This is a genomic window from Pseudarthrobacter defluvii (genome assembly GCF_030816725.1).
Taxonomy (GTDB): Bacteria; Actinomycetota; Actinomycetes; order Actinomycetales; family Micrococcaceae; genus Arthrobacter; species Arthrobacter defluvii_A.
In genome coordinates this window covers 1526904-1540909 of sequence record NZ_JAUSYG010000001.1, presented here as the reverse complement: position 1 = coordinate 1540909, position 14006 = coordinate 1526904, and the positions used below count along the sequence as shown (strand labels likewise).

General features: G+C 68.7%; 11 protein-coding genes and 1 pseudogene. 2 read left to right on the top strand and 10 right to left on the bottom strand.

What is annotated here, in order from left to right:
• Positions 1-34: 34 nt before the first annotated feature.
• From QF031_RS07185 to QF031_RS07170, 4 genes and pseudogenes are all read right to left on the bottom strand, one after another.
• Entirely contained in the window at positions 35-1354 is a 1320-nt protein-coding gene (locus tag QF031_RS07185; protein WP_370874497.1) for an MFS transporter, read from the bottom strand.
• 83 nt (positions 1355-1437) lie between these two features.
• Positions 1438-4563, bottom strand: a complete 3126-nt coding sequence (locus QF031_RS07180; RefSeq protein ID WP_307425970.1) for an AAA family ATPase — start codon at positions 4561-4563, stop codon at positions 1438-1440.
• A pseudogene (locus QF031_RS07175) lies at positions 4560-5739 on the bottom strand (exonuclease SbcCD subunit D). Before QF031_RS07175 ends, QF031_RS07180 begins: the two are co-directional and overlap by 4 nt.
• Before the next feature lie 54 nt (positions 5740-5793).
• Positions 5794-6801, bottom strand: a complete 1008-nt coding sequence (locus tag QF031_RS07170; protein WP_307425968.1) for an aquaporin — start codon at positions 6799-6801, stop codon at positions 5794-5796.
• A gap of 168 nt (positions 6802-6969) precedes the next feature.
• Here QF031_RS07170 and QF031_RS07165 point away from each other — a divergent pair, with 168 nt between their 5' ends.
• Positions 6970-8055, top strand: coding sequence for an ADP-ribosylglycohydrolase family protein (locus tag QF031_RS07165; RefSeq protein WP_307425965.1), 1086 nt, complete (start codon positions 6970-6972; stop codon positions 8053-8055).
• Here QF031_RS07165 and QF031_RS07160 read toward each other — a convergent pair.
• Together QF031_RS07160 and QF031_RS07155 are read right to left on the bottom strand one after the other, a co-directional pair.
• Positions 8036-8515, bottom strand: a complete 480-nt coding sequence (locus QF031_RS07160) for a DUF4395 domain-containing protein (protein WP_307425962.1) — start codon at positions 8513-8515, stop codon at positions 8036-8038. The genes QF031_RS07165 and QF031_RS07160 overlap by 20 nt on opposite strands.
• Before the next feature lie 79 nt (positions 8516-8594).
• Positions 8595-9656: an exonuclease domain-containing protein gene (locus QF031_RS07155; RefSeq protein WP_307425961.1), complete on the bottom strand. Its 1062-nt coding sequence runs from the start codon at positions 9654-9656 to the stop codon at positions 8595-8597.
• A gap of 83 nt (positions 9657-9739) precedes the next feature.
• On the opposite strand from QF031_RS07155, the gene QF031_RS07150 reads away from it, so the two are divergent.
• Positions 9740-10534: a DedA family protein gene (locus tag QF031_RS07150; protein ID WP_307433204.1), complete on the top strand. Its 795-nt coding sequence runs from the start codon at positions 9740-9742 to the stop codon at positions 10532-10534.
• Positions 10535-10606: 72 nt separating this feature from the next.
• Here the strand turns inward: QF031_RS07150 and rdgB are convergent, their stop codons facing one another.
• The 4 genes from rdgB to murI all read right to left on the bottom strand — a co-directional run bounded on the left by rdgB (position 10607) and on the right by murI (position 13902).
• Positions 10607-11254, bottom strand: a complete 648-nt coding sequence (gene rdgB / locus QF031_RS07145) for an RdgB/HAM1 family non-canonical purine NTP pyrophosphatase (RefSeq protein WP_307425958.1) — start codon at positions 11252-11254, stop codon at positions 10607-10609.
• Positions 11251-12009 carry a ribonuclease PH gene (gene rph, locus QF031_RS07140; protein ID WP_307425955.1) on the bottom strand — a complete coding sequence of 253 codons (759 nt, stop codon included), beginning with the start codon at positions 12007-12009 and terminating at the stop codon, positions 11251-11253. Before rph ends, rdgB begins: the two co-directional genes overlap by 4 nt.
• A gap of 67 nt (positions 12010-12076) precedes the next feature.
• On the bottom strand, positions 12077-12874 hold the full coding sequence (locus QF031_RS07135) for an MBL fold metallo-hydrolase (protein WP_307425952.1): 798 nt from the start codon (positions 12872-12874) through the stop codon (positions 12077-12079).
• The gene (murI, locus tag QF031_RS07130) at positions 12871-13902 is read right to left on the bottom strand and encodes a glutamate racemase (protein WP_370874496.1); all 1032 of its coding nucleotides are present in this window, start codon (positions 13900-13902) and stop codon (positions 12871-12873) included. Before murI ends, QF031_RS07135 begins: the two co-directional genes overlap by 4 nt.
• Positions 13903-14006: the final 104 nt, after the last annotated feature.

Sequence of the window (14006 nt, the reverse complement as noted above, 5' to 3'; positions counted from 1 at the left end):
CAGCAGGCAGAGGCCCAGCACCGAAGGTGTGCGGTCAGGCCTTTGGGCGAAGCACGACGGCGGCTCCCGCACCAAGCAGGGCCAGCGCCAGCGCGGCGCAAACCGGGACAAGAAACGCGGCCCCGTGCCCGTGCAGCTGCGCCAACTGTCCCCCAACGGAGGACCCGACAGCCGTTCCGGCAACAATTCCACTGGCGAGTGCCGTCATCACCGTGCCAAGCCTGCCTGCGGGAGCCAACTTCCCGCCCACGGCGAAGACGGTAACCATGACCGGGCCCACCGGCAGCCCAAGGACCAGCAGGACCGCCGCCATCATCGGCATCGAAGCCGGAACCAGCAGCAGCACGGACAGCCCTGCCATCACGACGGCGCAGAGCACCCAGCGCAGCGGGAGACCGGCGCGGCGGGGCCAGTAGGCGACCGAGAGCGCAGCGGCTGCAGAGCTGAGGCCCATCACGGCATACAGCAGGCCCGCGATTTCGGTCCTCGCCAGCCCGGCAGAGAAAGCGCTGAGGGCAGCCTGCGTGGAGCCGAAGAATGTGCCCATGCACACCATGGCAAAGACGGGCAGGGCCACCGTCCACGGCAGCTTTGCCGGGCCGCCTGCTCCGTGGCTCTTCCTGCCCTTGGAAGGGCGGGAGGCCGGCACCGACAGGTGGGTGGGATGGACAGCGAAGGCCGGGACAAGCGTGATGGTCATGGCTGCGGCCAGTGCCAGCGGAAGCCAGGGCGCAACGAGGCTGGCCAGGATTCCCACCAGGGCCGGCCCGAGGACGAAGGTCACCTCATCCGCGGTGCTCTCGTAGGAGAGGGCGGTATCGAGGTCGCGGGCGGGATCGGAGGGCGGAGCGGCACCTTGCCCGTTGGCTGTCAGGGACATCCACCTGACCCGGGCCAGGGGTCCAACCTGTGGGCTGGTGGCGCCTGCCGCGAGGGCAACTGCCAGGACAGCAAGCGGAAAGTCCCCTGATTCCGCAGTGGCGTTCGCAGCGAGGACCAGGGCGAGCACGGCCACGGTATTGAGTACCGCGGAGAGCAGCAGGACCGGCCGCTGTCCCCTCCTGTCCGCCAGGGACCCCAGCAGCGGCGCACCGAGCGCCGAGCCGATACCCACCGCGCCGGCGGCCGTCCCGCCGGCGGCAAACGAGCCGCTGACCGAGGTGACCAGGGTGAGTGTGCCCATGGTCAGCATGGCCAGGGGCAGCCGGGCGAAGAGACCCAGGGGAATGAAGCTCCGGCCTGCGAGCTGCGGGAGGCGCGAAAAACGGCCTGGCGCTGCCTCTTCCACCGGGTTCACGGCGGAGAGGGGGGCGGGGGCGTCGCTGGTTCTTGAAGGGGTGGTTTGGGGCGTCAATTCCGGGCTCGTTCAGTAGGTGCGCATCGTCCCTCCTCCCGATGCGCGCAACCCGGTAACGCAATACAGTATATCGGCGCCGGTCAGACGAGCGCGTCCAGGCTTTCGGAGATCTTCAGCGTGGAGCCGTTCCGGCTCTTGAGGACCTGCAGCTGGGTGCCGATCCGCTGTTTCATCTCGGCAACGTGGCTGACCAGTCCCACTACCCTGCCGCCGTCGCGAAGCCCTTCAAGGGCATCCATCACCTGTTCCAGCGACTGTTCGTCCAGGCTTCCGAAGCCCTCATCCACGAAAAGGGTTTCGATTTCAACTCCTCCGGCCTCCTGCTGGACGACGTCGGCAAGGCCCAGTGCCAGCGAGAGCGACGCCATGAAGGACTCGCCCCCGGACAAGGTGGAGGTGTCCCTGCGGTAGCCCGTCCACTGGTCCACCACTTCGAGCCCCAGCCCTGACTTGGCGCCCCGGGCCGCTTTGGCGTCCGTGTGCTGGAGCAGGTACCGTCCGTCACTCATGGCCACCAGCCGTTCGGATGCGGCGAGGGCTACCTGTTCCAGCCGTGCCGCCAGGACGTAGCTGTTGAGGCTCATCCGGTAGGTGTTCTCGCCCCGGCCGGACGCGGCATCCGCCAGTCCCGCGAGCATCCGGGCCCTTTCCGCAGGTTCCCGTGACGAACCGGCCAAGTCCTCGTATTCAGCGGCAATGGCCTTCAGCGAGGCCAGGCAGCGGGCGGCCAGGCCGGCAGCCAGGTCGGCCTCGCGCGCCTCGTTCTGTGCCGCCGCCGCAACGGCCCGCATTCCTGCCAGCCGTTCCTCGTCCATCTGGAAGCCCTCCGCGGCTTCAGCGACTGCGACCACAATGTCCTCGGACTCGAACAATCCGGACACGCGTGCGGCCTCGTCCTGCGCCCCACGGATCGCGACGTCCAGGGCGGCGGCTTCCGTGGCTCCAAGGAGCTGCTCCCTGGCGTCCTGGGCTGTGGTGAAGCCGGCTTCCGGCAGGGCCCGCTCCAGGTGTTCCTGCGCTTCGGCGGCCTGCAGCGCCGCAGCGTCCAGGCGTGCCTGCGCTTCCACTGCTTTGGCCAGCACCGCCACGGCCTCCTCGAGGGCCCGCAACCGGCGGTCCAGGCTGCGGTGGCCGCCCCGGAGGGCAGCCAGGTTCCTGTCCAATGAAGCAGCCTGTTCGGCCAACTCTGCAAGGGAGGCGGCGACGACGGACAGCTCTGCCTCCGCGTCGGCAAGGCCGGCCCGGGCCCGGCCGATGCCGGCCTCCAGCGCTTCGAGCCGTTGCCGCCTGTCCCGGAGCTCCGCCGCTGCCTGCTCGGCGTCGGTTGCGGCAGCAAGCGCAATGTCGGCCGCGGCACGCGCTTCCGCCTCCGAAATGTTCCCTCCCTGTCCGGCAAGGACGGCCACCGTCTGCTCGCCCTTGGCAAGTTCAGCGGCAACCAACGCGTGGGCTGCCTCCGCAGCCTCGTAGACGGCGTGGGCCTCTTCCTCCTCCTGGGCCAGGCCCGGGCCTCCGCTGCCTGCATCCGCGGGGGTGGGATGGTGCCCGCTGCCGCACACGGCGCAGGGCTCTCCGTCCACCAGCTTGGCGGCCAGCTCCGAGGCGGCGTTGGCCAGGCGTTCCTCCCGCACGTCAAGCCAGCGGCGCTTGGCCTCCAGCAGGCTTTCGCGCGAGTCTTCGTGGCGGAGCTTGACATGGTCCCTTGCCTGGACAGCGGCGGCGTGCTGCCGGACCACGTCCAGCAGTTCCGCGGCAGCGGCAGCTTCCTTGCGGCGCAGAGCCGCGTCAATGGATCGGGATTCCAGCTGGTCCATGCCGGCCACCAGCTGTTCGCGTTCCGCAAGCAGCTGCGACACGCTGTTTCCATGTGTCCCCACGGCCCGCCGCAGTTCCTCCTGCTTTTCGGACATCGAACTGTGCCGCTTTCGGAGGTCCCGGAGCATGTCCTCATCCGGCAGCCGTGCCTCGACGACCGCCAGCAGCGAGCGCAGGCGCCCCAGTTCCGCGGCAGCGCCAGGCAGGCCGCCGCGGGCAGCACCGCCATCCGCAGCGGCCTCGGTGGTTCCGGCGGAAGCCAGGGATTCCAACGGCGCGTCGGCAGCATCCGTTGCGGTTTCCACAGCAAACCCGGCCAGCTCCCCCTCATCACCGGCGGCCAGCCGGAGCAGGGTCATGGCAGATTCGGCGGCGGCTGCGGCGCTGCGCACCTTGGCTGATGCGGAGTCCATTGCCTGCAGCTGGCCCTGGAGGACTTCCGCCTGGCGGTGCCGGCTGAGCCGCGACAAGAGTTCCTCTTGCTTTGCAGCCCCTTTTTCCACCGCCTCTTGCCGATCGATGGCGGCCTGGAGTTTCCGGTGCCTTTCATGCCGCGCGGCCTCCCGTTCCACCTCGGCGCGCCGGTCCTGGCTGGAAACGTCGGCGGCAGCAGCGCGGTCCCTCAGTTCGGCAAGGTGACGCGCGGCGGAATCCTGCAGCCATTCAAGGCGGCGGGGAACGTCGTCGGCGGGCGGGGCGTCGTCCTCTGGAAGCTGCAGCGGGGCGGCCTCCGTTTCGGCCCGCGAAGCCAGGAGTGCGAGTTGCCCGGACAGGACCGCCACATCCTCCCGCGCCGCGGCGGCCTGCCGGGACAGTTCCTGTTCCACGGCTTCAAACCGCTGGGTGCCGAACAGTTTCTGCAGCAGGTCCAGGCGATCGGCGGCCTTGGAGCGGAGGAAGGCAGCGAAGTCGCCCTGGGGCAGCATCACCACCCGGGTGAACTGTTCGCGGTCCATGCCCAGCAAGGTCATGATTTCGGCGCCGGCTTCATCATTGCGCGCTGACTTTTCCACCCAGGCGCCGCCCACCCGTTCCCGGAGCAGGGTTTTGGCCTGTTGGACCGTAAAGCCGTTTTTACCCCTGGCACTGGGCTTCTCCCAGGCCGGGGAGCGACTGACCTCGAAGCGGCGGCCCTGGGCGGAAAACTCACATGTGACGGCAGGTTCCTGCCCGGGTTCCGCGTGGTCGCTGCGCAGCCGCTTTCCGTCCTGCCGCGCGCCGGGAACAGACCCGTAGAGGGCAAAGCAGATGGCGTCCAGCACGCTGGTCTTGCCCGCGCCTGTGGGTCCGTTCAGCAGGAAAAGGCCGTGGGCGCTGAGCCGGTCAAAGTCGATGTCCTCAGTGCCGGCGAAAGGACCGAACCCCGATATGCGCAGATGATGGATCCTCACCGTGAGGCCTCCGTCAACCTGACGTTTTCCAGGGCGGCGGAGAGCGCATCCTTTTCCGGGTGGTCGGCGCTCCGTCCCCGCACATGTTCCAGGAAACCGCAGCAGACGGCCAGGTCATCCGGTGAGCCCGCAAGCCTGCTGCTATAGCTGGCCTGTGCGGCGGCCGCCGCGCCCTGCGGATCGAAGGCCAGGACCAGCGTGTCCGGGAACCTGGTGCGGAGCCGTTCCATGGCGCGGGCGGGGCGCTGGGCATCCGTCAGGGTGATCTGGCAATAGGCGGTTTCAGCCCAGGTGTGGCCGGGTTCAGCCAGGAGCTCCTCCAGCCCGCCACGCAATACGGCCAGGCCACGCAGGGCTTCCCAACGGACCTCCGACACGGAGGTCACTCCCGCCGGGCCGATGTCAACGAGCCAGGCCCCTTTTTGGTGTGTGGACTCCGAAAAGGAATAGGCCAGCGGCGACCCCGAATACCTGACGGACTCGGACAATTGTTGCCGGCCGTGCAGGTGGCCCAGCGCTGTGTAGCTGAAGCCGTCGAACAGATCCAGCGGCACGGCACCGACCCCGCCGATGCTAAGGTCCCGCTCGCTGTCCGAACTGATGCCCCCGCTGGCGAATGTGTGGGCCAGGACCACCGAGTGGACGGTTGCAGACTGTGAGCGCCGGGCAATGTCCTCCCTGATCAGGCCGGTTGCTGCGCGGGTGACCTCGAAGTGGCTTGCCGTTTCCACCCCCAGCTGTTCAGCGACAAGCCGGGGTTCAAGCCACGGGATGCCGTAGAGCGCCAGCACTGCGTCATGGCCGGCGGCATCCGTTCCCAGGGGCAACAAAAGCGGGGTGGTCCAGGTCCTCCACCCTGGTGCGCAGGTGGACTCCCCCGCGCTCCAGCAGCCGGGAGGCGAATCCGAGCCGGATGGCGGAGTCGTGGTTGCCGCTGGTGAGGACAACTTTTGCCCCCGCGGCGGTCAGCCGGACCAGTGCGTCGTCAAGCAGGTGGACCACGTCCACGCCCGGGAGCGCACGGTCGTAGACATCGCCGGCAATCAGGACGACGTCGACATCGTCCCGCTGGACCGCCGCCACCAGCTGGTCGACAAAGGCACGCTGGGCGTCCAGCATGCCGACGCCGTGGAACGAACGGCCAAGATGCCAGTCCGAGGTATGGAGTAACCGCATATTCCTAAGCTATCGGCAGCCACTGACAGTTTCGAAAAACGCCGCGGGCAGTGGTCAGGACCGTTTTCCGTCGAAGAACTCCTGGGCCTCGCTGACGCCGCCGCGCTGCTCCTGCCGCTCAGCCGTCACGGGCGCACCGGAACCCGCGCCGTCAGCCGCCAGGCCGTCGTCGTCACGGTCCACGTCCGCATCCGCGAGGCCGGCGGCAGGCTGGTCCGCGGCTGCAGCGTCGGCGTCCGATGCCTCCGCTCCTGCCGGTGCCCCATTGTCCCTGGCTGCGCCGGAAGCCCGGGGCATAACGGGCTCGGGTTCAGCTGCCCCCGCGATCCGGAACACCAGGCCTGCGATGGCGCCGCCGGCCAGCGGGGCCACAAGGAAGACCCACAGCTGCTCCACGGCCCAGCCGGAACTGAAAACGGCGGACGCCACGGCACGGGCGGGGTTGAACGGAAGGTTCCCGACAGCCTGGCCCACCTGGAGCAGGGCCGCGAAGGACAGGCCCACGGCAACCGGCGCCGCCGTGCGGATGCCACCGTCGCGGCCGGCGGCGCCAAGGAAGACTGCCACGACGATCACCGCGCCCAGCAGTTCCAGGAGCACGACGGCGGCGAGCGGGGCCTGGATGATGGAGTGTTCGCCGAAACCCGCTGCCACGGTATCGAAGGCCGTGCGGCTGTCGGGAATGCTGGGCAGGGTCCGCAGGATGCCGAACAGGGCAAGCGCGCCCACCACGGCCCCAACGACCTGGGCGGCGGCGTAGGCTGCGGCGGCGCCGGCCCGGATGCGTCCGGCCAGGAGGTGCCCCAGGGTGACGGCAGGGTTGAAGTGGCCGCCGGAGACATGTCCAAAGGCGAGCATCGCGGCGGTGATGGCCAGGCCGGCTGCAAGAGCTGCGGGAACCGGGGTGGACTGCGGAATGCTGAACAGCGGCACGCCCAGCCCGGCCACCGCCAGGAAGAAACTACCGAAGGCCTCGGCCACCAGGCGGGGCAGCAAACCGCCGGGGACGGTGCCGGTGCCGCCGGGCTGCAGTGCGTCGCGGGCTGGGACTGGGGTGCTCATGGGGAAACCTTACGTGTGGAAGTCAGGGTGCCTGCCGATTTTCCGGCCAAGGCAACCAGGGCAGTATTCCAGCCGGGGCTGGGTGTTGGCTGGACAACAGCTGGTTGAGGCGCTGCCGGAGCCGCCGGCCTGACACAGGCCGGTGTGCGTGGACGGTAAATTTACTGCATGAGCTCTGACCCCGGCACTCCCGCGCCCACCTTGAAGTCCCGGATCCACGGCTGCCTGCTGGGCGGGGCGCTGGGGGATGCGCTGGGCTATGCAGTGGAGTTCGATTCCATCACGGACATCCGGCAGCGCTTCGGACCACAGGGCCTCACCGGACTTGGGGACCTGTCCGGCCCCCGCCACTTTTCCGATGACACGCAGCTGACCCTGTACACCGTCGACGGACTGGTGGAGGCACTGGAATGGGCCAACGCCGGTGTGGGGGCGGACGTGAACGCCTGCCTGTGGCTGGCCTACCTGCGCTGGCTGGTGACGCAGGGCGAAGACGCCGGGCCGTCCGCACCGGCACCCCAGCCCCGGTGGATCGACAGCAACGAGGTGCTGCGGCAGCGCCGGCACCCGGAGAAGAACTGCATCAGCGGGCTGGCGACCGGCGAAATGGGAACCACCGTGCGCCCCGTCAACCCCGGGGCAAAAGGCCCCGGAACCGTGATGCGGTCGGCGCCGTTCGGGTTGATTCCCCACATCGCCCCCGACGCCGTCTACAAACTGAGTGCCGACGCCGCCGCCCTGACGCACGGGCACCCTGCTGCCCGCCAAAGTGCCGGAGTCTTCAGCCTGCTGATCCACCGGCTGGTTTCCGGGGAGGGGCTGCGTGAGGCAGCCGCCGGAGTCACGGCACACGCCGCCGCCCTTCCGGAGGCCGCGCCCGAACTGCCGGAGCGCCTGGAGGCCGCCCTCCGCCTCGCGGAGAAGGTTCCCGTTGGCCCGGAGGAACTGGTCCAGGCACTGGGCAGCGGCTGGACGGCGGAGGAGGCCCTCGCCGTCGCGCTCTACTCCGTCCTTGCCACGCTTCCAACCGGTGCCGCGGACGCACAGCCGGACCGGCACTTCCGGGACGCCCTTGCGGTGGCCGTCAACCACAGCGGCGGCACCGACACCGCAGGCTCGCTGGCGGGGAACATCCTGGGGGCCCTGTATGGGGAGGACTGCCTGCCCGTGGAATGGCTTGAAGCCCTGGAAGCGCCGGAGGTCATCCGGGGCATGGCCGATCAGTTGGTGAAGGTTACGACCGGCGAAGGCTGATGTTGTTGCAGGCCTCGCAGACGTCTTCCGGGATCAGTCCGCGGCGCTGCAGGAACCCGAAAATGGTGCAGCCCAGGCAGAACCCGGCGAAAGCCTCCAGCGACGCCGCGACCACCAGGATCCCCAGGAGCACCCAGGCAGCCGGTGCCGCACACGCGGCGAACAGAAGCAGGGCGGCGGTGGACACGGCCGCGCCGATCCCCTGGGCGAAGCGCTTGGGCGGACCGGGAACCAGCCGCACCTTTCCCAGCCGGGGAGTGATCACCTTCACCGAGAGCAATGCCAGGGGTGAAATCCGCGGGCCGAAAAGCAGCCGGAGCCAGAATCCGATGGCAATGGCCAGCAGCCCCCACCCCGAACCTGCCACGGCGGTGACGACGGCGAGCAGCACCACGAGCGCCGCGGTGGCGCGCGCCGCGTACTCATTGACCGGATTGGGAAAAGCGAACAGGGAGGGCATGACGCAAGGTTAGGAGCCTGCTGCCGGGGCGGCCAAGCTTTGTTGCGCCGCATGACTGCGCCCCGCCTTGCCGGAAGGGTCAGGCGCTGACGGCGGGCGCGAAAGCGCCGGTCCAGCTCTCCGCGCCGGCGGCGGGCGCCCCCGCGGGGACATCCCCGCCCACCATCTGCAGGAACTCGCCTTCGGACAACACCTCAATGGCCTGTCCCCGCTCGTGGAGTTCCAGGACACGTCGTGCCTTGCCCGTGAGCCTGCCCGAGCGCAGATCCGAGGCAACGAACCCGTCCCCCACCACCAGGACGGTGGTCCGCGCGGTGACCCGGCTTTCCGTCCGGGCGCCGCACATGGCCGAGCGAATCTTCGCGTCCGGGCGTTCGATCGAAAGCTGCCCGGTAAACACCACCGTCTGCGCGTAGAGCGGGTGGCCGGGCTCGGCGTCGGCGTTGGGCTCAGGATTGGGCCCTTCCTCCGGCCATCCGGACCGGAACCGCTGGACCAGGGCGGCCCCGTTGCCGGAGTTGCCTGCCAGCGCCGTGAGGCTGGCCTTTGACAGCTCGCCCGTGGCAGGATCGAACGCCTGCTGGCGGGGCATGTCCAGCCCCAGGGAAAGGAAGAGCTCCGCGATGCTGTTGGCGCCATTGCGGCCGGCGATGTCAATCAGGATGCCGGCGCAGGCGCGGGCATCCTCCACAGCATCGTGGTGGTTGACCAGCGGTACGCCCGCTTCCTCGGCGGCAAACGGAAGCGAGTTCGAGACCAGGGAGTAGCAGCGGCGCGACAGCATGACGGTGCAGACATAGTCGTAGGCGGGCCCGGGCAGGCCGGAAACTTCCAGCGCCGAGCGGATCACACCCAGGTCGAACGCGGCGTTATGGGCTGCCAGCACGTCCCCGCCGATGAAGGCGCCGATCTCCGGGAACAGTTCGCCAAAGCGCGGCATGCCGGCAACGTCGGAAGGAGTGATCCCATGGATCCTGACGTTGTGATGGTCAAAGTGGTCGTAACCGGAGGGTGGACGCATCAGCCAGGAGGCCTCTGCAACGATCCTGCCGCCCCTTACCTTCGTCAGCCCGACGGAGCACGGGGAGCCGCGGAAGCCGTTGGCCGTTTCAAAGTCTATCGCCGTAAAGTCCAAACCCACGGCCCCTACCTTACCGCCGCGGACGTACCAGCCCCGGGAGGCACAGGCCGGTCAAGTACCCTTGAGGGGTGAACTTTCCTGTGATGAATGACCTCGCTGTGTCCATGCTGGGCGGTGCGGGACCGGTGCAGCCGAAAATGGCGTCGTTCCTTCCCGACTGGCTGAACCCCCAGGTCTTCCTGGCCGATCCCTCCCTCGCCCCCTGGGTGGTCCTGCTGGTCTGCGGAATCGTCTTCGCCGAGACCGGCCTGCTGGTGGGATTCTTCCTGCCGGGCGACTCCATGCTGTTCACCGCCGGCCTGCTGGTGGCAACAGACACCATCAAGTTCAACATCTGGCTCCTGGCCCTGCTGATCGCAGTCTCGGCCATTATCGGCAACCAGACCGGCTACCTCATCGGGTCCAAGGCGGGCCCAGCCATCTTCAACAAGCCCAACTCCCGGCTGTTCAAGCGTGAAAACGTGGAAAACGCCCACGCCTTCTTTGAAAAGCACGGCGGCAAAGCCCTGATCCTGGCCCGCTTCGTGCCGATCATCCGCACCTTTGTTCCGGTGATCGTCGGTGTTGCCCAGATGAGCAAGCGGAAGTTCTTCCTGTATAACGTCATCGGCGCCCTGCTCTGGGGCGGGGGCGTGACCCTGCTCGGCTACCTCCTTGGTGACAAGGTGCCGTGGGTCCGCGACAACCTGGACATTATCTTCATCGCCATCGTGCTGGTTTCGGTGATTCCCATCGGCATCGAAATCCTGCGCGGACTGTCCGCCAGGCGCCAGGCGCAGGCCTACGGCACCGACGCCGTGGATGAGTTCATCGAGGAACACGGTCCGGAAGAGGAGCAGAAGACTCCCCGCAACATCCACGGCGGCCGCCCGGAGTAGCAGCGCGCCGCCCTCCAAGGACGGCAAGAAGGTGCGCACCCAGCGGGGTGCGCACCTTCTTTGCGTGTTGCCCTAGCCCGCCGCTTCCAGGGCCGCCACGATCGATGGCAGCAGCGCCCGGAACGCCTTGCCGCGGTGGCTGATGGCGTTCTTCTCCTCGGCAGAGAGTTCGGCACAGCTGCGGTCCTCGCCGGCGGGCTGCAGCACGGGATCGTATCCGAAACCGCCGGCACCCCGCGGTTCGCGCAGGAGGATGCCCTCCAGCTGCCCGTACTCCACCACTTCGCGGCCCGGACCGTCTGCATCCGCAGGCATCGCCAGGGCCGCGGCACACACAAACGCGGCACCGCGGTGTTCGTCCGGAACGTCGGACAGCTGGTTCAGCAGGAGTTGCAGATTGGCGGCATCATCACCGTGCCGTCCAGCCCAGCGGGCTGAGAAGATGCCCGGGGCACCGCCCATCACGTCCACGGCCAGCCCCGAGTCGTCGGCGATGGCCACCAGGCCGGTGGCGCAGGCCACCGCCCGCGCCTTGAGCAGCGAGTTTTCGGCGAACGTCACGCCGGTCTCGACCACGTCCGGGGCACCAGCCGCAGCGGCGTCCACTACCTGGGTGTCGACGTCGAGCCCGGGCACCTGCCCGCGAAGCAGGTCACGGAGTTCGCGAAGCTTGCCTTTGTTGTGTGTGGCCAGCACCAGGCGGGGCGCCGCACTGCTCACAGGGTGTCCGCCAGGGTTTCGCGCTGGATCGCGGCCAGTTGGGTGGTGCCCAGCAGGGCCAGGTCAAGGAGCTGGTTCAGTTCGTCCCGGTCGAACGGGGCGCCCTCGGCGGTCCCCTGCACCTCCACGAACTTGCCTGAGCCGGTGACCACCACGTTCATGTCGGTTTCGGCGCGGACGTCCTCCACGTACGGCAGGTCCAGCATGGGAACGCCGTCGATGATGCCCACGGAAACGGCGGCGATGGTGTCCAGGAGGGGTTGGGCGTTCCTGGCGATGAGTTTGGTGTCACGGGCGAACCTGATGGCGTCGGCCAGGGCAACGTAGGCGCCGGTGATGGCCGCGGTGCGGGTGCCGCCGTCGGCCTGCAGGACGTCGCAGTCCAGCACGATGGTGTTCTCCCCCAGCGCCTTGGTGTCGATGATGGAACGCAGCGAGCGCCCGATCAGCCTGGAAATCTCGTGCGTGCGGCCGCCGATCTTTCCCTTGACGGACTCGCGGTCCGATCGGGTGTTGGTGGCGCGGGGCAGCATGGCGTACTCAGCCGTGACCCAGCCGCGGCCCTCGCCTTTGAGCCAGCGCGGAACACCGGCGGTCAGGGAAGCCGTGCACAGCACCCGGGTGTTACCGAACTCGATCAGCGCCGAGCCTTCGGCCTGGTTGGACCATCCGCGGGTGATGCTGATGGGCCGGAGCTGGTCGGGGGCGCGGCCGTCGGCGCGCACAATGGGCAGTGCAGTTGCTTCAGAAGTCATGCCTTTAGCTTATCGAGTGCCGGTGGGGCAGATGCAGCGCGTGCCCGCCGGGGTGGATCGCACGCTGCTAGATGGTGTAGTGCACGCCCGCTACCGCAACAGCCACGTCGCCCGGAAACACCGGCCGGGCTTCTGCCATGACGGTGGTCTGGGAGGTCCATACGGGGATGTGGGTCAGCAGGAGGCGGCGCGCGCCCGCAGCCGCTGCAGCCTCCCCGGCCCGCTTGCCCGTGAGGTGGACGTCGTTGATGCCGTTGTCCCGGCCCTCTTCGAATGCTGCCTCGCAGAGGAACAGGTCCGCATCCTTGGCTGCTTCCTCGAGCCCCGCGCAGGAATCGGTATCACCGGAGTAGGTCAGGACCCGGGACACCGGGGCGCCGTCCTTGCCCGGCTCAACCACCTCCACCCGGAGCGCGTAGGCCTCCTCGATGGGGTGGTTTACGGCGAAGGGGGTAACGGTGAAGGGTCCGACGGTTACCGGTTCGCGTTCGGTCCAGTTGGAGAAGTCGAACTCTTCGTGCATGCCGGGATCCAGGTCCAGCCCGTAGGCGGTGGCCATCCGGTCTGCCGTGGCAGCGGGGCCCCACACGGGGATCCGGCCGCGGCCCCAGCCTCCGGGCTTCCAGCGGATGGCAACGTGCAGCCCGCACAGATCCATGCAGTGGTCCGGGTGGAGGTGGGTGAGGAAGATTGCGTCGATGTCCTCCAGGTCCGTGTAACGCTGGATCGCCCCGAGCGCCCCGCTGCCGAGGTCCATCACCACCTTCCAGGTCCGCTCGCCGTCGGTGGCCGTCAGGAGGTAGCACGACGCCGGGGAGCCGGGTCCGGGAAACGAGCCCGTGCATCCCACGATGGTCAGCCTCACAGCGCGGGACCCCCGGTGCGGCCTGCGTCAGCCAACCGGCCGCCGACGAAGTTGGAGATCCGTGGGCGGTTCCGCGCGCCTTGAGCCGCCGCGATCATCTCCGGAGTGATGCGCGCCAGGCTGCCCGTGGGGTACTGGGCGGCCACGTGGTCAACGTGGCGGACGGACAGGACCTCCGGGCCGAGGAACCGCCGGGCGAGGGCCTCGAACTGGCCTGCGTCCCCGGTGGCCACGAAGTGGTGCTCGGGAGGGGTCTCCGAAGTCCGCTGCAGGTTGTGGGTGGCCAGGGCGCGGTAGACGTCCTTGGCGGTCTCCTCGGCGCTGGAGACCAGGGTGACGTCCGCGCCCATGACGAAGGAGATCACGCCCGTCAGCAGCGGGTAGTGGGTGCAGCCCAGCACCACGGTGTCCACGCCGGCCGCCTTCAGCGGCGCCAGGTATTCCTCTGCGACGGCCAGCAGCGCCGGTCCCGTGGTGATGCCTGCCTCCACGTAACTGACGAACTCGGGACACGCCACCGAGGTGATGTCCAGATCCGGAGCGGCAGCGAAGGTGTCCTCGTAGGCCCGTGACCCCACGGTTGCCGAGGTACCGATCACGCCCACCTTCCCGCTGCGGGTGGCGGCAACGGCCCGCCGCACGGCAGGCTGGATGACCTCAATGACCGGGATGCCGTACTTGGCCGTGTAGCGTTCACGCGCGTCCCGCAGGACAGCGGCCGACGCCGAGTTGCAGGCGATGGTGAGCAGCTTGACGCCGGAGTCCACGAGTTCGTCCATCACGCCCAGGGCGTTGGCCCGCACCTCCGCGATGGGCAGCGGCCCGTACGGGCCGTGGGCGGTATCCCCCACGTAAAGGATGGACTCGTTGGGAAGCTGGTCGATGATGGACCTGGCCACCGTGAGCCCGCCGACGCCGGAATCGAAGACGCCGATGGGACGGGCTTCCGGGGCTGCGGCCGGCAGGTCGCTTGCGGCAGGCACCGGCCGGCTGTCCGCCGGCTGTTCCGCGCTCGAGGCTGTTGTCATGGTTATTCGAGGATAGGTGGTCCCGGAAGCCTCAGCCATGATCTTGTGTCCGGGAACTCGTGTCTGCTGTATCACAGCGGACGGCCTCCCCTTGGCCGCCGGAG

Excerpts from the sequence above, each read along its gene's own strand:
- QF031_RS07170 (WP_307425968.1), bottom strand. The coding sequence starts at position 6,801 with ATGAGCACCCCAGTCCCAGCCCGCGACGCACTGCAGCCCGGCGGCACC.
- QF031_RS07165 (WP_307425965.1), top strand. The coding sequence starts at position 6,970 with ATGAGCTCTGACCCCGGCACTCCCGCGCCCACCTTGAAGTCCCGGATC.
- QF031_RS07160 (WP_307425962.1), bottom strand. The coding sequence starts at position 8,515 with ATGCCCTCCCTGTTCGCTTTTCCCAATCCGGTCAATGAGTACGCGGCG.
- QF031_RS07150 (WP_307433204.1), top strand. The coding sequence starts at position 9,740 with ATGAATGACCTCGCTGTGTCCATGCTGGGCGGTGCGGGACCGGTGCAG.
- rph (WP_307425955.1), bottom strand. The coding sequence starts at position 12,009 with ATGACTTCTGAAGCAACTGCACTGCCCATTGTGCGCGCCGACGGCCGC.
- murI (WP_370874496.1), bottom strand. The coding sequence starts at position 13,902 with ATGACAACAGCCTCGAGCGCGGAACAGCCGGCGGACAGCCGGCCGGTG.